Source organism: Streptomyces sp. McG3 (assembly GCF_018619185.1).
In the GTDB taxonomy this organism is placed as follows: Bacteria; Actinomycetota; Actinomycetes; order Streptomycetales; family Streptomycetaceae; genus Streptomyces.
Genome location: NZ_JAAXYC010000001.1, coordinates 24,718 through 42,634 on the forward strand (window position 1 = coordinate 24,718; position 17,917 = coordinate 42,634).

At 73.1% G+C, this 17,917-nt stretch carries 5 protein-coding genes; 1 reads left to right on the plus strand and 4 read right to left on the minus strand.

The window, feature by feature from the left end; all coding sequences use genetic code 11:
* Positions 1–6 precede the first annotated feature (6 nt).
* Positions 7–846: an ABC transporter permease gene (locus HET64_RS00130; RefSeq protein WP_215100851.1), complete on the plus strand. Its 840-nt coding sequence runs from the start codon at positions 7–9 to the stop codon at positions 844–846.
* A gap of 83 nt (positions 847–929) precedes the next feature.
* Here HET64_RS00130 and HET64_RS00135 read toward each other — a convergent pair whose 3' ends face one another.
* The 4 genes from HET64_RS00135 to HET64_RS00150 form a co-directional block, all read right to left on the minus strand.
* Entirely contained in the window at positions 930–1,223 is a 294-nt protein-coding gene (locus HET64_RS00135; protein WP_251144551.1) for a hypothetical protein, read from the minus strand.
* Positions 1,224–1,377: 154 nt separating this feature from the next.
* Positions 1,378–1,695, minus strand: coding sequence for a hypothetical protein (locus HET64_RS00140; protein ID WP_215100855.1), 318 nt, complete (start codon positions 1,693–1,695; stop codon positions 1,378–1,380).
* A 146-nt stretch (positions 1,696–1,841) separates the two neighbouring features.
* Positions 1,842–2,912 (minus strand): hypothetical protein, encoded by a 1,071-nt coding sequence (locus HET64_RS00145; protein WP_215100857.1) that lies wholly within the window; start codon positions 2,910–2,912, stop codon positions 1,842–1,844.
* A gap of 182 nt (positions 2,913–3,094) precedes the next feature.
* Positions 3,095–17,902 carry a non-ribosomal peptide synthetase gene (locus HET64_RS00150; protein ID WP_251144552.1) on the minus strand — a complete coding sequence of 4,936 codons (14,808 nt, stop codon included), beginning with the start codon at positions 17,900–17,902 and terminating at the stop codon, positions 3,095–3,097.
* Positions 17,903–17,917 lie beyond the last annotated feature (15 nt).

Genomic DNA, 17,917 nt, shown 5'->3' on the forward strand with positions numbered 1-17,917 from the left:
GCCCCGATGACCACCACCACCAGCCCGCCGGCCCTCACGAAGGCCCCCGTCCACCCCCCGTCACCGCGGTTCAGCGGGAGCGGTGTGCTCCGGCAGATCTCCGTGCTGTCCGGCAGATCGCTGCGGGTGCTCCGCGAACCCGCCATGGTCCTGCCCGGGGCTCTCGAACCCATCCTGATGCTGACCGTGTTCAGCCAGGTGTTCAAGAGCGTCTCGCAGACGTCGTCGTTCCCCCCGGGCGTCACCTACATCGACTACCTGCTGCCCGCGTTCCTCGTCACCAGCTCGATCAGCGCCGGGCTCAAGTCGGGGGTGGCGCTGACGACGGAGATGAACAACGGCATCATCTCCCGGTTCAAGGCCATGCCGATCCACACCGGCTCGGTCCTGGTGGGCCGGAGCATCGCGGACACGATGCTCAACGTCGTCAACCTGATCGTCATGCTGGCGGCGGCCGCCCTGGTCTTCGGGTACGGCCCGGAGGGCGGTGTGCTGGGCTCGCTCGGCGCGGCGCTGATCGCGGTGGTGCTCGGCTGGTCCCTGGGCTGGCTGTTCATGGCGCTCTCCGCCTGGTTGCGCCGTCCTGAGTCCTTGCAGCCCATCGGAGGCATGGTGAACATGGTCCTGCTCTTCGCCTCGAACGCGTTCGTCCCGGCCGACGGCCTCCCCGGCTGGCTGAAGGCCGTCGCCGAGGTCAACCCGATGTCCCACGCGATCACGGCGGCCCGCGACCTGGCGCTCGGCAGCCCCGACCTCGGCACCATCCTGGCGACACTGGGCTGCTGCCTGGTGCTCGTCCTCGTCACCGCGCCGCTGGCGATCCGCAGTTTCCGCCGGGCGACCTGACCCTCCCGGCCAACAGGGCGGGCCCGGAACCAGTCACCTGGTTCCGGGCCCGCCCTGCGTCGTGGAACGCGCCGAACCGCGGGTCAGCAGGGAATGAGGCCCTCGTAGCGGTTGGCCGACCACACCGCCTCGCTCGTCGTGACCGACTTGCCCGGGGCGATGGTGTGACACTTGTCGGGCACGAACGGCTCCCCGCCGAAGGAGTACTTGACGTTCACCTGCTGCGTGGTGGCGCAGTTGTTGGTGATGGTGACGATGACGCCGCCCAGCAGGGTCCACTCCCCCTTCACGCAGCTCGGCACAGCGGTCGCACCCTGGGCCTGGGCGACGCCCTGCGCGCCGGCCAGCAGCCCGAGAGCCGCCACGCCGGAAGCCATTGCATAAGCCAGCTTCTTCATTGCTTACCTCCGATAGATGGAGACTTCAGTGAATACGAGAACGCCGCGGGCACTCAATGCCGTATCAAGCACTTGAGACCAGGAAAAGCAGAGGGCCCGGAACCGGCATTCCGGTTCCGGGCCCCCTATCGGCTCAGCAGTGAATCAGACCCGCGTAGCGCTCGCCGAACCAGAAGGGTTCCCGGTACTTGACCTGCTCGCCCGGGGCGAGGGTGTAGCACCGGTTCTCGGGGTAGACCGGCACACCGTCACGCTCGTACCAGGCGGTCACCCGCTGGGTGGTGTCGCAGTTGTTGGTGATGGTGACGTAGAGGGCGATCAGGTACGCCCCCTCGCCCTTCACACAGCTCGGCACGGCAGCGGACTCCTCCGCCTGGGCGACGCCCTGCGCACCGGCCAGCAGCCCGAGAGCCGCCACGCCGGAAGCCAATGCATAAGCCAGCTTCTTCACTGCACACCTCCGATAGATGGAGACTTCAGTGAATACGAGAACGCCGCGCGCACTCAATGCCGTATCAAGCACTTGAGAACAGGAAAAGCAGAGGGCCCGGAACCGGCCATCCGGTTCCGGGCCCCCGCATTTCTCGGCCGATTTCCTCAGCCGCGGGTGCAACGCTTGCACACCCCGCGCCGCCGGAAGTAGTAGGCGAGCGTGGCGGCCGCCAGGGCGATGCCCCACACCGGCCAGATCATCTCCGGAACCGTGGCTCCCCAGTCGTCCCTCTGGTTGTCGAAGGATCCCTGCAGGTGCAGCCGGATGTACATGATCCCGGCGATCGTCACCATGATGGAGACCAGCGTGGCCGGGACGACCGCCAGGGTCAGCGGAACCCGCCGGCCCCGGAGGCCCAGCATCCACCGGGGGAAGACCTCGCCCCAGCGCTGCACCAGGCCCAGGGTGAGCAGCGAGCCCAGCGCCCCCATGGTGGCCAGCGCGGCGCCGGCGATCCAGAGGTTGTCCTCCTTGCCCTCCTCCCACAGCTTCTCGGAGATGCCGAGCGGGATGCCCAGGGCCCAGGCCCACCGGGTGCTGGCGTACAGCAGGGGGACGATGACCGCCGTGTACGCCGCCCGCCTGCCCCAGCGGGCCGCGGCCTCCGGCGAGGTCCAGCCGGCGCCCGAGTCGCTGCGCCCGCAGCCGGTGCACGCGCCGGACGTGCGGCGCTGGTAGATGATCGCGGAGGCGAGCATGAGGCCCACCGAGACCACCGCGAAGAGCTGGTTGATCACGGTCCAGTTGATCGCGCTGAACTTCAGCATGAAGACATAGGCGAGATTGCCGAGGATGCGGAAGTCGGCGAGCGTGCTGAACACCGCGGCCGCGGAGAACACGGAGGCGCCCACCAGGACCCGGGTGGGGATCCGCCGCCGGCCCGGCAGCGCCAGAAGGAGTGCGACCACCGAGCTGCCCAGGAACCCGCCCGCGATCCACGGCGCCAGCCGGTCGCGGCCGACGTGCTCGAAGGCCGAGTACTCCGGGTTGGCGTCGTCGGCGCCGAACGGGAAGCCGTCCCCGCCGAAGGCCCAGTAGGTGTGGGCGAGCCCGTAGAGAAGGAGCGCGAGAAAGGCCACGTAGCCGATCAGGGCCGTCCAGTTGAATCGCCCGCGCACCGGACCTGGTGCACCGGCCGCCGTCCGCGATGACATGTGCTCGGTCACCTGGGTCATGATGCTTCCTCCTTGGATCTTCTCTCTGATCAGCATTCCTGGCCGGGCCGCCCGGCACATCTGCCGAACGGCAGATCCCGCACGGCCGGACCGGGCAGCGGGACGGCCCGGCGCCGTCCGCGCGAGCGGCGGGCGGCACCGGGCCGTCGTACGGGCCCCTCGGGCCCTCGGGGGCGTCCGGGTCAGTCCTGGAGGCCGTCGAGCCGCTGCTGAAGGGCGCGGCCGACCTCGGCGACCGGCCCGGCCTGCAGGAGCTGGCGGTGCTCGCAGTCGATCTCCTCGACCTCGACCTTCCCGGTGACGAAGCGCTGGAGCTTCGCGACGGACCGGTCGGTCTTCCCCTCCGGGCCGTCCTCGTCGCGGGTGGCGACGAACAGCAGGACGTCCCCGTCGAACACCTCCGGTTCGTAGCCGATGGTCAGGGACCAGTTGTTGTTGTTGACCTCGCCGATCCGCAGGATGTGGTCGTCGTCGAAGGTGGCGAGCGCGCTGCCCTCCTCGCGCAGGACCTCGATGACCCGGTCGCGTTCGAGCGGACCGTCCCCGAACATCCCGGGGTCGCGCCCCACGAAGTCGAGGAGGGCCGCGTAGACCTTCTGGTCGTCGGCGGCGACGTACTCGCCGTCCAGCTCCTCCGCGCTGACGGGCGGCTGGTCGAGGTTGGCGAGCAACGCGACCTCCTGTCCCTGCTGTTGCAGCCGGACCGCCACGGCGTGGGCGAGCAGCGAACCCATGGACCAGCCGAGCAGGTGGTACGGGCCCGAGGGCTGGACCTCACGGATCCGCTCGGTGTAGTCCTCCGCCATCTCCGCTATGGAGACGGGGAGTTGCTCCTGCCTAGCCAGGCCCCGCGCCTGGATCCCGTACAACGGGCGGTCGCCGGCGATGTGCCGCATCAGGCCGGAGTACATCCAGCTGACGCCGCCGACCGGGTGCAGGCAGAACAGCGGGGCCGCCGCCCCTCCGGCCCGCAGTTCCAGGACCACCTCGAAGGAGTCGTCCCGCTGGCCGCCCGCGCCCATCACCTCCATCAGCGAGGCCACCGTGGGCGCCTGGAACACCGCCCGGTTGGACAGTTCGACCCCGAAGACGGAACGGACCCTGCTGGTGAGCTGGAGGGAGACGATGCTGTCGCCGCCGAGTTCGAAGAAGTTGTCGTCGATCCCCACCCGGTCCAGCTTCAGGGCCTCGGCCCAGAGCCGGCACAGGAGTTCCTCCCGGGGGTCGCGCGGTCCGCGCCCCCCGGCCACGGGGCCGAAATCGGGTGCGGGCAGGGCCTTCCGGTCCACCTTGCCGTTCGCGTTGACGGGCAGGTCCGGCAGGTACACGAAGGCGGACGGGACCATGTAGTCCGGCAGCCGTCGTGCGACCTGCTCCCGGAGGCCCGCGGTGTCCGCGCCGGGCACGGGCACGAGATAGGCCACCAGCTTCTTGTCGCCCGGCTCGTCCTCCCGGACGGTCACCAGGGTCCGGGAGATCTGCGGCTGGTCCTGGAGGACCGACTCGATCTCCCCCAGCTCGATCCGCAGACCCCGGATCTTCACCTGGTGGTCCGCACGCCCGACGAACTCGATGAGCCCCTCGGCGTCCTGCCGCACCACATCGCCCGTGCGGTACATCCGCTCGCCCACCGCGCCGAACGGGTCGGCCACGAAGCGCTCGGCGGTCATGCCCGGCAGCCCGAGGTAACCGCGCGCCGTGCCGGCCCCCGCCAGGTACAGCTCCCCGGCCACCCCGAACGGGACGGGCCGGAGACGGTCGTCCAGGACGTACGCCCGGGTGTTGTCCATCGGGCGTCCGACCGGCACGTTGCGCAGGGCGGCGACCGGGGCGTGCAGCGGGACGCAGAGGGCGTACACCGTGGTCTCCGTCGGCCCGTAGACATGGACCACCGCGGTGTCCGGGCAGGCGGCGAGCACCCGCTGGAAGGCGGCCGGGGAGACCTGCTCGCCACCGGTCCAGATCTCGCGGAGCCCGGCGAAGGCCCCGGGATCCTCCTCGGCGACGAGGTTGAACAGAGCCGTGGTCATGAAGACCGCGGTGAGGCCCTCCTCCTCGGTGAGCCGCCGCAGACCGGCGGCGTCCAGCTGGCCGGGGGGCGCGACCACGAGGTGGGCGCCGCCCAGCAGGGTCGCCCAGATCTCGTACGTCGACGCGTCGAAGGCGTGCGGCGAGTGGAACAGCACCCGCTCGTGCCCGGACCGCCACCGCTCGTCCGCGGCGAAGGCGACGACGCACGCGTGGGTGACGCCGATGCCCTTCGGCTTGCCCGTGGAGCCCGAGGTGTACATGACGTACGCCAACTCGTCGTGGTGGCCGACGAGATCCGGGCTGCTCGCTGCGTAGCCGGCCGACTCCGCCGCTTCCCGCTCGCCGTCGACCACGATGACCTCGACGGGACCGTCGACCGCCACCCCGGACAGGGCCCGGTCGGTCAGCAGGACGCGGCTGCCGGTCTCCTCGACGATGAGTCCGAGGCGGGGCAGCGGGTAGCGGGCGTCGAGCGGGACGTACGCCGCGCCGGCCTTCAGCACGGCGAGCGTGGAGACGACGAGGTCGGCGGAGCGCTCCTGGAGGACCGCCACCCGGTCACCGGGGACGACGCCCGCGGCGATCAGGCGGTGGGCCAGCCGGTTGGCGCGGGCGTCCAGTTCCGCGTAGCCGATCGTCACACCCCGGTCGGAGACCGCCGGTGCGTCCGGCTCGGCGGCCACCCGCTCCGCGAACCGCGAGACGATCGTCCCGGCCGGCCGTGCCCGCGCGGTGTCGTTGCGCTCCTGGAGCACGGCGCGCTCGCGCGGCGAGAGCAGGTCGGCGTCCGCGACCGGGAGGCCGGGGTCCGCGACGACCGCGGCGAGCAGCCGCACCAGCCGGTCGGCGAGGGCCTCGGCCGTGGCGTGGTCGAACAGAGCCGCGTTGTAATCCAGTTGGCCGCCCAGCCCGGCCGGTCCTCCGTCCGGACGGATCTCGCCGAAGGCGAACGACAGGTCGAACTTGGCGAGGTCCGCCGTGGTCGGCTGCGGGGCCAGGGTGAGGCCCGGCAGTTCCAGGTCCGCCTCCTCGTTGTTCTCCAGGCTGACCGCCACCTGGAAGAGGGGGTTCCGGCCGAGGGACCGTGCCGGGTTCAGCTCCTCGACCAGCCGCTCGAACGGCACGTCCTGGTGGCTGAAGGCCGTCAGATCGGTGTTCCGCACCCGCCTCAGCAGCTCCCGGAAGTCCGGGGTGCCGGAGAGGTCCGTGCGTAGCACCAGGGTGTTGACGAAGAAGCCGACGAGCTCGTCGAGCGCCTCGTCACCCCGGCCGGCCACCACGGTGCCCACCGGGATGTCCGTGCCGCCGCCCACCCGGTGCAGCGTCGCGGCCACGGCGGCGTGCAGCACCATGAACAGGCTCGCGCCGCCCTCGTCCGCCAGCCGGTGGACGCCCTCGACGACATCGTCGGGGAAGCGCAGCTCCACCTGCCCGCCCGGGTTGCCGGCCTCGGCCGAACGCGGGCGGTCGACCGGCAGGTCCAGCTCCTCCGGCAGCCCGGCCAGGGCCGTCCGCCAGTGGGCCAGCTGCCGCCCGTAGGGGCTCTCCGGGTCGTTCTCGTCCCCGAGGGTGCGCCGCTGCCACAGGGCGTAGTCCGCGTACTGCACGGGCAGGGGGACGAACTCCGGCTCCACTCCTGCCAGTCGGGCCGCGTAGGCGTGGCCGAGGTCCCGGGCGAGCGGCGCCAGCGAGGATCCGTCTCCCGCGATGTGGTGCAGGACGAGGTCCAGGACGTGCTCGCGCGGCGCGAGGCGCAGCAGCCGCGCCCGCAGCGGGATGTCGGCCGCCAGGTCGAACACCGACGCCGCCGACTCCTTGAGGGACCCCTCCAGGCCGTCCTCGGTCACCGCTTCGACGGGGAGCGGGACGCTGTACTCCTCCGGGGCGAGGATCCGCTGGCGCGGGGCGCCGCCCTCGACGGGGAAGACGGTGCGCAGGCTCTCGTGGCGGTCCACCACGTCGCCGACGGCCGCCTCCATCGCCCCGGGGTCCACCTCGCCGAGCAGCCGCACGGCCAGCTGGATGGTGTACGAGCCGGTGGTGTCCTCCTCCACCGAGTCGATGAACCAGAGCCGCCGCTGGGCGTGCGAGAGCGCAATCGCCGCCGGCCGTTCGACCGGGACCAGGCGCTGCTTCGCCGCCTCCGCACCGGTCAGCCGGCCGGCCAGGGCCGCGACCGTGGGCGCCTCGAAGACCAGACGCACCGGCACCTCCGCACCGAACGCGGACCGGATCCGGTTGACCAGCCGGGTCGCGAGCAGCGAGTGACCGCCGAGATCGAAGAAGCTGTCGTCGATGCCGACCTCCGGCACCCCGAGGATCTCGGCGTACAGGGCGCACAGGGTCTTCTCCCGCTCGTCGCGCGGCGCGCGGCGTTCCTCCGCCCCGCCGTACTCGGGCGCGGGCAGGGCCCTGCGGTCGATCTTGCCGTTCGCGGTCAGCGGCAGCGCGGCGACGGCCACCAGCGCGGACGGCACCATGTAGTCCGGCAGTTCGCCGCTCAGGTACGCCGTGAGGTCCGCCGTCGTGGCCGGTCCGTCCGGATCGGCCAGGACGGCATAGCCGACCAGCCGTTTGTCGCCGGGCCGGTCCTCGCGCACGATCACCGCCGCCTGGGCCACGGCGGGGTGGCGGGCCAGCCGGTCCTCGATCTCACCGGGCTCGATCCGGAAGCCCCGGAGCTTGACCTGGTCGTCGGCGCGGCCCGCGAACTCCACCACGCCGTCCGCCGTCCACCTGACGAGGTCGCCGGTGCGGTACATCCGGGCGCCGGGCGGGCCGAAGGGGTTCGCCACGAAGCGCCCGGCGGTCGCCGCCGGCTGCCGGGTGTAGCCCCGGGCGAGGCCGGCGCCGGCGATGTACAGCTCGCCCGCCACTCCGGCCGGCACCGGGCGCAGGCTGCCGTCCAGCACGTACACGCGCATGTTGTCGAGCGGTCGCCCGATCGGCACCCGCACCGGTACCGGTTCGCCGGCCGTCAGGGGGTGGCTGAGGGCGAACGTGGTCGTCTCGGTGGGCCCGTAGCCGTCCGTGACGACGATGCCGGGGCAGGCCTCCAGGATCCGTCGCACCGCCTCGGCGGGGACCACGTCGCCGCCCGTCCACACCTCGCGCAGGCCCGACAGCGCGCCCGGCGACTCCTCGGCGACCAGCCGGAAGAGTCCCGCCGTGAGCCAGAGGCCGGTGACCTCGTGGGTGGCGAGGAGCCGTTCCAGAGCGGCCACGGACAGGGCCCCCGGCGGGGCGACCACGACGGCGCCGCCGTGGAGCAGCGGCACCCAGCTCTCGTAGGTGGAGGCGTCGAAGGCGGTCGGGGAGTGCATCAGCACCCGCCGGTGCGCCCCGCTCTCCCAGCGCCGGTCGAAGGCCAGCTCGACGATGTCCCGCTGGGTGATCTCCACCCCCTTGGGCAGCCCGGTGGAGCCGGAGGTGTACATCACGTAGGCGAGCTGGTCCGGCAGGACCGTGACCTCCGGCGCCGCCGCCGGGGATTCGTCGCGCGCGTCGAGCACCGTGACGCCCAGCTCGCCGGCGAGGGAGGCCGAAGCCGGGTCGGTGACGACGACCTGGGCTCCGGTGTCGGCCAGGAGCTGCCGCAGCCTCGGGGCGGGGTCGGTGTCCCGCAGCGGCACGTACGCGCCGCCCGCCTTGAGGACGGCGAGGAGGACGACGGGGAGTTCGGCGGAGCGTTCCATCAGGACGCCCACCGGGGTCTCCGGGCCGACGCCGAGTCCGGCCAGGAGTCCGGCGAGCCGGTCCGACCTCTCGTCGAGGTCCCGGTAGTCCAGGCAGGTGTCGCCGAAGACCACGGCGGGTGCGTCGGGGGTCCGCAGCGCCTGCGCCCGGAACAGCTCGGGCACGGCGACCGACGGGACCTCGGTGGCCGTGTCGTTCCGCTCGACGAGCAGGGTCCGGCGACCGGCCTCCGTCAGCAGGTCCAGGGAGTCGGCCCGGCGGCCGGGGTCGGTGGCGAACGTGTCCAGGATCGTCCGGAGCCGTGTCCCGAGGGCCTCGGCCGTCTCGTCGTCGTACAGGTCGGGGCGGTAGTCGATCGTGAGCGTGAGGCTCCGCCCGTCGTCCGAGGCTCCGAGGGCCAGCGGGTAGTGGGTGCCGTCCTGGATCTGGGCGTCGACGATCCCGATCCCCTCGGCCGTCCGCTCCAGCGTCTCGGAGTCGACCGGGTAGCTGCTGAACTCGGTGGAGGTGTCGAAGAGCGCCCCGGTCCCGGTGATGCGCTGGATGTCGGTGAGTCCGAGGTACTTGTGCGGCAGCAGCTCCAGCTGCTGGTCGCGCAAGCGGTGCACCACGTCGAGCAGGGTGTCCCCGCGCCCGGCGCGCACCCGCACGGGCAGCGTGTTGATGAACAGCCCCACCATGGTCTCGACGCCGGGGAGTTCGGCGGGGCGGCCGTTGACCGTCTCGCCGAACGTCACGTCCTCGCGCCCGGTGAGCCCGCACAGGAGGAGCCCCCAGGCGGCCTGGACCACGGTGTTCTTCGTGACGCCGGCCCGGCGTGCCTGCCCGGTCAGGGCGGCCGTGTCCGCGGCGGACAGCTCCAGCCGGTGGGCCCGGGGCCGCAGCGGGGCCCGCGCCGGGTCGGCGGGGGCGACGAGCGTCGGCTCGTCCACGCCGTCCAGCGCCTCGCGCCACGCGCTCTCGGCGGCGGCGCGGTCCTGGCCGGCGAGCCAGCTCAGGTAGTCCTTGTACGGCGTCACCCTGGGCAGCGCCGCGTCGTCGCCGCCGGTCCGGTAGAGCTCGAACAGCTCGGCGGAGAGCACCGGGCCCGACCAGCCGTCGAACAGGATGTGGTGGTTCGCCAGCAGCAGCCGGTGCGCCTCCGCCCCGGTCCTGACCAGGGTGAACCGCAGCAGCGGGGCCTGTCGCGGATCGAACCGCTCGGCCAGTGCCTCCGACGTCAGGCGGTCGAGTTCCCGCGTACGCCGCTCCTCGTCGTACCCGCTGAGGTCCACCTCCCGCCAGGGCAGTTCGACCGTGCGCGGGATGACCTGGAGCGACTGGCCCGCCGCTCCGGGCCGGAAGGCCGCGCGCAGGTTGTCGTGCCGGCGCAGCAGGGCCCCGGCCGCGTCCCTCAGCGCGGAGGCGTCCAGCTCTCCTCGCAGTTCGAAGGCGAGGAGGGTGGTGTAGATGTCCGCGCCCCGCTCGTCGTACAGGGCGTGGAAGAGCAGCCCTTCCTGGAGCGGTGAGAGGGGCAGTACGTCGACGACGTCCTCCCCCGCGGATTCGAGGCGGTCGATCTCCTCCTGCCCGAGGTCGACCAGGGTGAGGTCGGACGGGCTCAGACCGCCGGCGCCCTCGGGCCGTTCGGCGTGCCGGACCAGGGCCTCCAGCGCCCGGAACCAGCTCCGGGCGAGGTCGCGCATGTCGTCGTCCGAGAACAGCTCGCCGGCCCAGATCCAGTGGGCGACCAGTCGCGGGCCGTCGGGGTAGGTGACGGCCGTGGCGGTGAGGTCCAGGGCGTGCGGCAGGGCCATGGCGGCCTCGGCCACGTTCGACAGGCCCCGGTTGACCTCCGGCTCCCGCCCGGTGTCGGCGCCGTCGTCGGACTCGCCGAGCCGGCCCAGGTAGTTGAAGCCGATCTGCGGCTGCGCGAACCGGCCGAGGACCTGGGCGGTCTGTGGGTTGAGGTGGCGCAGCAGACCGAAGCCGATCCCGTTGTCGGGCAGGACCCGCCGCTGCTCCTTGATCCGCTTGACCGCGCGGCCCACCGCCGGTCCGCCCGACCACACCTCGTCGCCGGGCGTCTCGCCCGGGACGAGGCGCAGCGGGTACAGGCTGGTGAACCAGCCGACGGTACGGGAGAGGTCGACGCCGTCGGTGATCTCCTCGCGGCCGTGCCCCTCCAGGTCGATGAGGACCTCGGGGTCGTCCCCGCGCCCGGTGCGCGCCCGCCAGTCGATGACGGCGAGCGCCAGGGCCGTCAGCAGTACGTCGTTGATCCCGGTGTTGAACAGCGCGGGGATCCGGCCGAGCAGGGGTGCGGTGAGCTTCGCCGGAAGCTGGACGCTCAGCTGGGCGGCCGTGCCGAAGGTGTCCCGCCTCGCGTCCAGCGGACGGTCGGTCAGGGGGGTGTCGGAGCCGTCGAGGATGTCGCGCCAGAGCGGGAGTTCCCGCATGCGGTCCGGGGCGGCGGCCAGGTCGGTCAGCCGCCGGGCCCAGCCGCGGAACGAGGTGCCCACGGGTTCCAGGGCGACGGTCCGGCCGGCGGCGAGCGCTTCGAGGGCGGCCTGCAGATCGGGCAGCAGGATGCGCCAGGAGACGCCGTCGACGACCAGGTGGTGGGCGATCACGGTGAGCCGCCCGGGAGTCTCCGGGCCGAGGTCGAACCAGACGCAGCGCACCATCGCCCCGGTCCCGGGGTCCAGGCGCGACTGGGCGGCGGCGGTCTCCTCGGCTGCGCGCAGGTCGAGTTCCGCCTCGGTGAGGCCGGCGGCGATCAGCGCCGCGGCGTCGACGCGGTGGACGCAGTCCTCGGCCCGTACCGTGCCGGGCGGGTCGATCTCCAGCGACCAGCCGAAGTCCTCCCCGAGCCGGTCCAGACGCATCCGCAGCGCGTCGTGGTGGTCGAGCACCGCCTGGAGCGCCGACGTCACCACGGCGGGCTCCGTGCCCGCGGGCACCGGCAGTGACATGGTCTGGTTGAACTGGTCGATCGCGCCGCCCCGTTCGCGCACCCAGTGGACGATCGGGGTCAGCGGCACATCGCCGACCGCGTCGCTCCGCGACACGTCCGGCTCCGCGGGTCCGGCGGCCTCCGTCAGGACGGCCGCCGCCAGTGCCTCCGGGGTGCGGTGTGCGAACACGTCGCGCGGGCTGAACCGCAGCCCGGCCTGCCGGGCCCGGCTGACCAGCTGGATCGAGCTGATGCTGTCCCCGCCGACGGTGAAGAAACTATCCGCCACGTCGACCCGCTCCAGGCCGAGCACCTCGGCGTAGAGCGTGCACAGCGTCGACTCGGTGGCGTTGCGCGGCTCCCTGGACAGCTCGCCGCCGTCGGCCTCCGGGGCGGGCAGCGCCTTGCGGTCCACCTTGGCGTTCGCGTTCAGCGGCAGTTCGTCCAGGACCACGAACGCGGAGGGCACCATGTAGCCGGGCAGCGCCGCCGCGGCGTGCTCGCGCAGCACCGCCGCGTCGACGGTCCGCCCCTCGGCCGGCATCACATGGGCGACCAGGCGCCGGTCGCCCGGACGGAACTCATGCACGCCCACGACCGCCCGGCCGACGTCCCCGTGACCGTTCAGCACCTCCTCGATCTCGCCGAGTTCGATACGGAAGCCGCGCAGCTTCACCTGGAAGTCGGTGCGGCCCAGGTAGTCGAGCTGCCCCTCGTCGGTCCAGCGGACCAGGTCGCCGCTGCGGTACATCCGGACACCGGCCGGCCCGTACGGGTCGGGGACGAACCGCTCGGCGGTCAGCCCCGGCCGGCCGTTGTAGCCACGCGTGACACCCGCTCCGGCGATGTACAGCTCCCCGGGCACACCGGGCGGCACCGGGCGCAGGGCCGCGTCGAGCACGTACACCCGGGTGCCGGCGACGGGCCCGCCGATGGTGACCGGGGCGACGCCGTCCATCTCGGCGCCGGTGGCGTACACGGTGATCTCGGTGGGTCCGTAGAGGTTGAACACCGGGCCGCCGAGGGCGACGAGCCGGCGGGCCAGGTCCGGGGCGAGCGCCTCGCCGCCGGTCATCTTGCTCAGCCCGCGGAGTGCCTGCGGGACCGTCTCCTCCAGGACGTGCCAGAGGCTCGGCGCCGCCCCCAGCACGGTCGTCCCGGTCCGGGTGAGCAGCGCCCCCAGCTCCTCGGGGTCCTTGACCGCGTCCGACCCCGCGAGCACCAGGGTGCCGCCGCTGGTCAGCGGCAGGAAGATCTCCATCACCGCGATGTCGAACCCGACGGTGGACACGGCGGCCAGGCGGTCGTCCGGGGTGAGCCCCAGTCGCCGCACGAGCGTGTCCAGCATGTTGACCACCCCGCCGCCGGGCACGACGACGCCCTTCGGACGTCCGGTGGAGCCCGAGGTGTAGATGACGTACGCGGGGTGGTCGGGGTGCCGGACCACGGCGGAGGCGGCGGCCGGAGCACCGGCACGGTCCGCGCGGGCCATCTCCTCCTCGGTGAGAACCAGGAGGGGGGCCGCGTCCTGGAGGACATAGTCGATCCGGTCGGCCGGGAGCGCCGGGTCGATCGGCAGGTAGGCCGCACCCGACTTGAGGACCGCGAGCAGTGCCACGACCAGGTCGGCGGTGCGCGGCAGCCGGATCGCGACGAACTGCTCGGGGCCTGCCCCCTGTTCGCGCAGCCAGTGGGCCAGGCGGTCGGCGCGGGCGGCCAGTTCGGCGTACGTCAGCTCCTGATCCTCCGCCATCAGCGCGGTGGCCCCGGGCTGGGCGGCCGCCCACGCCTCGAAGCGTTCGGTGACCGAGCCGTCGGTGGACCCGGGCTCGCCCTCGCTCCATGCGCCGAGCACCAGCCGCCGCTCGGCGGGGGCCAGCAGGCCGAGCTCGGCGGCCGGCCGGTCCGGCCCGTCCGCGAAGGCACGCAGCACGGCGAGGAACCGCTCGGCGACGGCTTCGACCCGCGCCCGGTCGAGCAGATCCGGACGGTAGGACCACTCCACGGTGAGCCGGTCGCCGCGCTGGGCGGCCAGCAGGGCGAGCGGGTAGTGCACGGAGTCGTGGACGTCGGCGTCCACCACCCCGAGCTCCTGGGCGGACTCGCGCAGCGGCTCGGACTCCACGGGGTAGTTCTCGAACACCACCAGGGTGTCGAAGAGTTCACCGCTGCCGGCCAGCCGCTGGACGTCGGCCAGACCGAGGTACTGGTGCGCCATCAGCCCCGACTGCCGTTCCTGGAGCCGCTGGAACAGCCCGGCGAGGGAGAAGCCGTGGCCGATGTCCATCCGGACCGGGAGCGTGTTGATGAACAGGCCGATCATGTCCTCGACGCCGGGCAGCTCCGGCGGGCGGCCCGAGACGGTCGCCCCGAAGACGACGTCGTCACGGCCCGTGAGCGCGGAGAGCACGAGCCCCCAGGCCCCCTGCACCAGGGTGTTGACCGTCAGCCCGTGCTCCCGGGCCACGGCCGTCAGCCCCGCCGACAGCTCCTCGGGGATGTCGGTGCCCATCCGCTCGGGGGCGGCGGAGGCGTGGGCACCGGCGTCCGTGACCAGGTGGGTCACCTCGTCCAGGCCGGCCAGCGCGGTGCGCCAGGCGTCCTCGGAGACGCCGCGGTCCTGCGCGGCCAGCCAGCTGAGGTAGCGCTTGTACGGGGCGGCGGGCGACGGTGCCGGTTCCTCGCCGCGCTGGTACCGCCCGTACAGGTCGAAGAGGTCCCGCACGAGCAGGGGCATCGACCAGCCGTCCACCGCGATGTGGTGGACGGTGAGGACGAAGCGGTGGTCCCGCTCGCCGAGCCGGACCAGGGTGCAGCGCAGCAGGGGCGGCTTCTCCAGGTCGAACCGCACCCCCCGGTCGGCCGCGAGCAGCCGCTCCAGCTCCGCCGCCCGGTCCTCCTCGGCGAGGCCGCTCACGTCATGGCTCCGCCACGGCAGCTCGGCGTCCGCGGGGATGACCTGGAGCGGCTTGCCCGCCGCGCCGGTGACGAAGAAGGCCCGCAGGTTGTCGTGGCGGCGCAGCAGCGCGCGGGCCGCCTCGCGCAGGGCGTCGGGCTCGACGGGGCCGCGGAGTTCGAGGACCGACTGGATGGTGTAGACGTCGGCCTCGGACGCGTCGTACAGGCCGTGGAAGTGCAGGCCCTGCTGGAGCGGCGAGAGCGGCAGCACGTCGACGATCCCGCCGGGGGTCGTCTCCAGCCGGTCGATCTCGGCCTGGTCGACGGTCACCAGCGGCAGGTCGGAGGGGGTGAGCCCGCCGGCGTCCGGGCGCTCGGCGTGCGCGGCCAGGGCGGTCAGCGCGTCGAACCACAGCCGGGCGACCCGGGTGACCTCCGCCTCGCCGAGCAGTTCGCCCGACCAGGTCCAGGAGGCCGTCAGACGCTGCCCGTCCGGGTGGTCCACGGCGGCGGCGTTGAGTTCCAGGGTGTACGGGAGCGGCATCGTCGCGTCGCCGGCTCCGGTGAGGTCGCGTACCCGTACGGCGTCGGGATCGGCGTCCGCGTCGGCGGTGCCGAGCCGGCCCAGGTAGTTGAAGCCGATCTGCGGCTCGGCGAATCCGGCCAGCTCGGGGCCCGTGTCCGGGTTGAGGTGGCGCAGCAGTCCATAGCCCATGCCCTTGTCGGGGATGGCCCGCAACTGCTCCTTGACCGCCTTGAACGCGGCGCCCAGGGCGGGGCCGCCGGACCAGGTCTCCTCGTCCGCGTCGGCCCCGGCGCCCGGGTCGACGGCGACCGGGTAGAGGCTGGTGAACCAGCCCACGGTGCGCGAGAGGTCGACCCCGTCGAGGATCTCCTCGCGTCCGTGGCCCTCCAGCCCGACCAGGACCGCGCTGCCCTCCCCGCGGCCGCGCTCGCGCCGCCAGCGGGCCACCGCCAGGGCGAGCGCGGTGAGCATCGCCTCGTCGGATCCGGCGTGGAAGAGGGCGGGCACGGCTCCCAGGACCGCCGCCGTGGTGGCGGCGGGCAGGGTCACGGTCAGCTGGCGTGCCGCGCCGACCACGTCGCGCGCGGGGTCCGTGCGGCGGTCCGCCAGGTGCGGATCGGGGGTGGCCAGCACCGTGCGCCAGCGGTCCAGCTCGGCGACGCGGCGTTCGGTCAGGGCCTCCTTCGCCAGCTCCCGCGACCAGCGGCGCAGCGAGGTGCCGACCGGGTCGAGGACGATCGCGTCGCCGGACCGGAGCGCGGCGAAGGCGGCTTCCAGGTCGGGCAGCAGGATCCGCCAGGAGACGCCGTCGACGGCGAGGTGGTGGATCACCAGGGCCAGCAGGCCTTCGGCGTCCGGCCCCGCGTCGTGCCAGACGGCCTGGACCATCCGGCCGTCGGCGGGGGCGAGCCGCTCCACGGCCGCGAGCACCTGCTCCTCGTGGGTCCGCTCCGCCGCCGGGTCGCCGGCCGCGGTCACGTAGCGGCGCACGCAGTCCTCGGCGCGCACGGCGCCGCGGGCCATGACCTCCAGCGTCCACGCCTCCCGCGGGGTGCGGCCGAGCCGCATCCGCAGCGCGTCGTGGTGGTCGAGCAGCGCCTGGAGCGCGGTGTGCAGCCGGTCCTGGGTCAGACCGGCCGGGACGGGCACGGTCAGCGTCTGGTTGAAGGCGTCGATCCGGCCGCCCTGGCTCTGCTGCCAGTGCATGACCGGGGTCAGCGGCACCGGGCCGACACCGTCGTCGGCGACGGCCGCCGCAGGCTGCGGTGCGGCGCCGGCGAGCGCCGCCAGCCGGGACACCGTCCGGTGCTCGAAGATCTCCCGCAGGCTCAGCGCGATGTTCTCCTTGCGGGCGCGGTGGGCCAGTTGGATCGAGCTGATCGAGTCGCCGCCGCGCTCGAAGAAGTTGTCGTGGACGGAGACCGACTCGACCCCGAGCACCTCGGCGACGAGCCGGCACAGCAGTGCCTCGCGCTCGTTCCTCGGCTCCCCGTCCGCCGCGTCCGACGCGTCCGACGCGTCCGGACGATCCGCCCCTTCGGGCTGTGCGGCGCGGTCCGCCGTGCCGGACGGGGAGAGCACCAGACGCGCGCGGTCGGCGGCGTCGAACAGCTCCAGCTCCCCGGCCCGCCGGTCGGGCCGGTCGGCGAACTCCGCCAGGACCGCGAGCAGCCGGTCCAGCACCTCGCGTCCGGCGCCCTCGGCGAACAGGTCGGGCCGGTGGTCGAGGCGGACCGTCATCCGCTCGCCCCGTACGGTGCCCTCCAGGTTGAGGGCGTAGTGCGTGGCGTCCACCGTGGCCGCGCCGACCGCGCCGATGTCCTCGGCGGAGTCCCGCAGGGTGTCGGTGTCGATCGGGTAGTTGGCGAAGATCGTGATGGCGTCGAAGAGCGGTCCGGCGCCGTGGAGCTGCTGGATCTCGGCGAGCCCGAGGTGCTTGTGGGCCAGCAGGTCGGCCTGGGCGTCCTGAAGGTTCCGGACGTGGTCCTTGAGGGAGAGCGCGGAGTCCAGGCGCAGCCGCACCGGCAGGGTGTTGATGAACAGGCCGACCATCCGCTCGACCCCGGGCAGCTCGGGCGGACGGCCCGAGACCGTCTCACCGAAGACGACGTCGTCCCGCCCGGTCAGCGAGCCGAGGACCAGGCCCCAGGCGGTCTGGACGACGCTGTTGAGGGTCACGCCGAGCGAACGCGCCCGCTCGATCAGCGCGGCCGACACCTTCGGGTCGACCTCCTCGATCAGGCTGTCGGGCAGCGACGCGCCCGTCCCGGAGCCCGCCACCAGCGTGGGCGCGGCCCCGTCGAGCGCGGCCTTCCAGGCGGATTCGGCCGCGGGCCGGTCCTGCCGGGAGAGCCAGGCCAGGTACTCCTTGTACGGGATGACCGGCGGCAGTTCCGCGGCGTCGCCGCCGGCCGCGTAGAGGGCCATCAGTTCGCCGAGCACCAGCGGCATGGACCAGCCGTCGAGCAGGATGTGGTGGGCGGTGAAGACGAACCGGTACTCCTCGTCCGCCAGCTTGACCAGCGAGAACCGCAGCGGCGGCCGTTTCAGGTCGAACCGGCGGGTCCGGTCCTCGTCGAGCAGGTCCCGCAGCCGGGCCGCGCGTTCCGGCTCCGGCACATCGCTGAGGTCGGTCTCGGACCAGTCCGGCTCGGCCTCGCGCAGGATCGCCTGCACCGGCTCGCCGCTCTTGCGGTTGCGGAACGAGGCACGCAGGTTCTCGTGGCGGTCCAGGACCGTGGCCACGGCGCCGCGCAGGACGCCCGCGTCCACCGCGCGCCTGAGATCGATCGCCAGCTGGATCACGTAGACGTCCGCGCCCTGCTCCTCGTACAAGGCGTGAAAGAGCATGCCCTTCTGGAGCGGGGACAACGGCCAGATGTCGACGAATCCAGGCTTCGACATGTTCCGGTTCTTCTC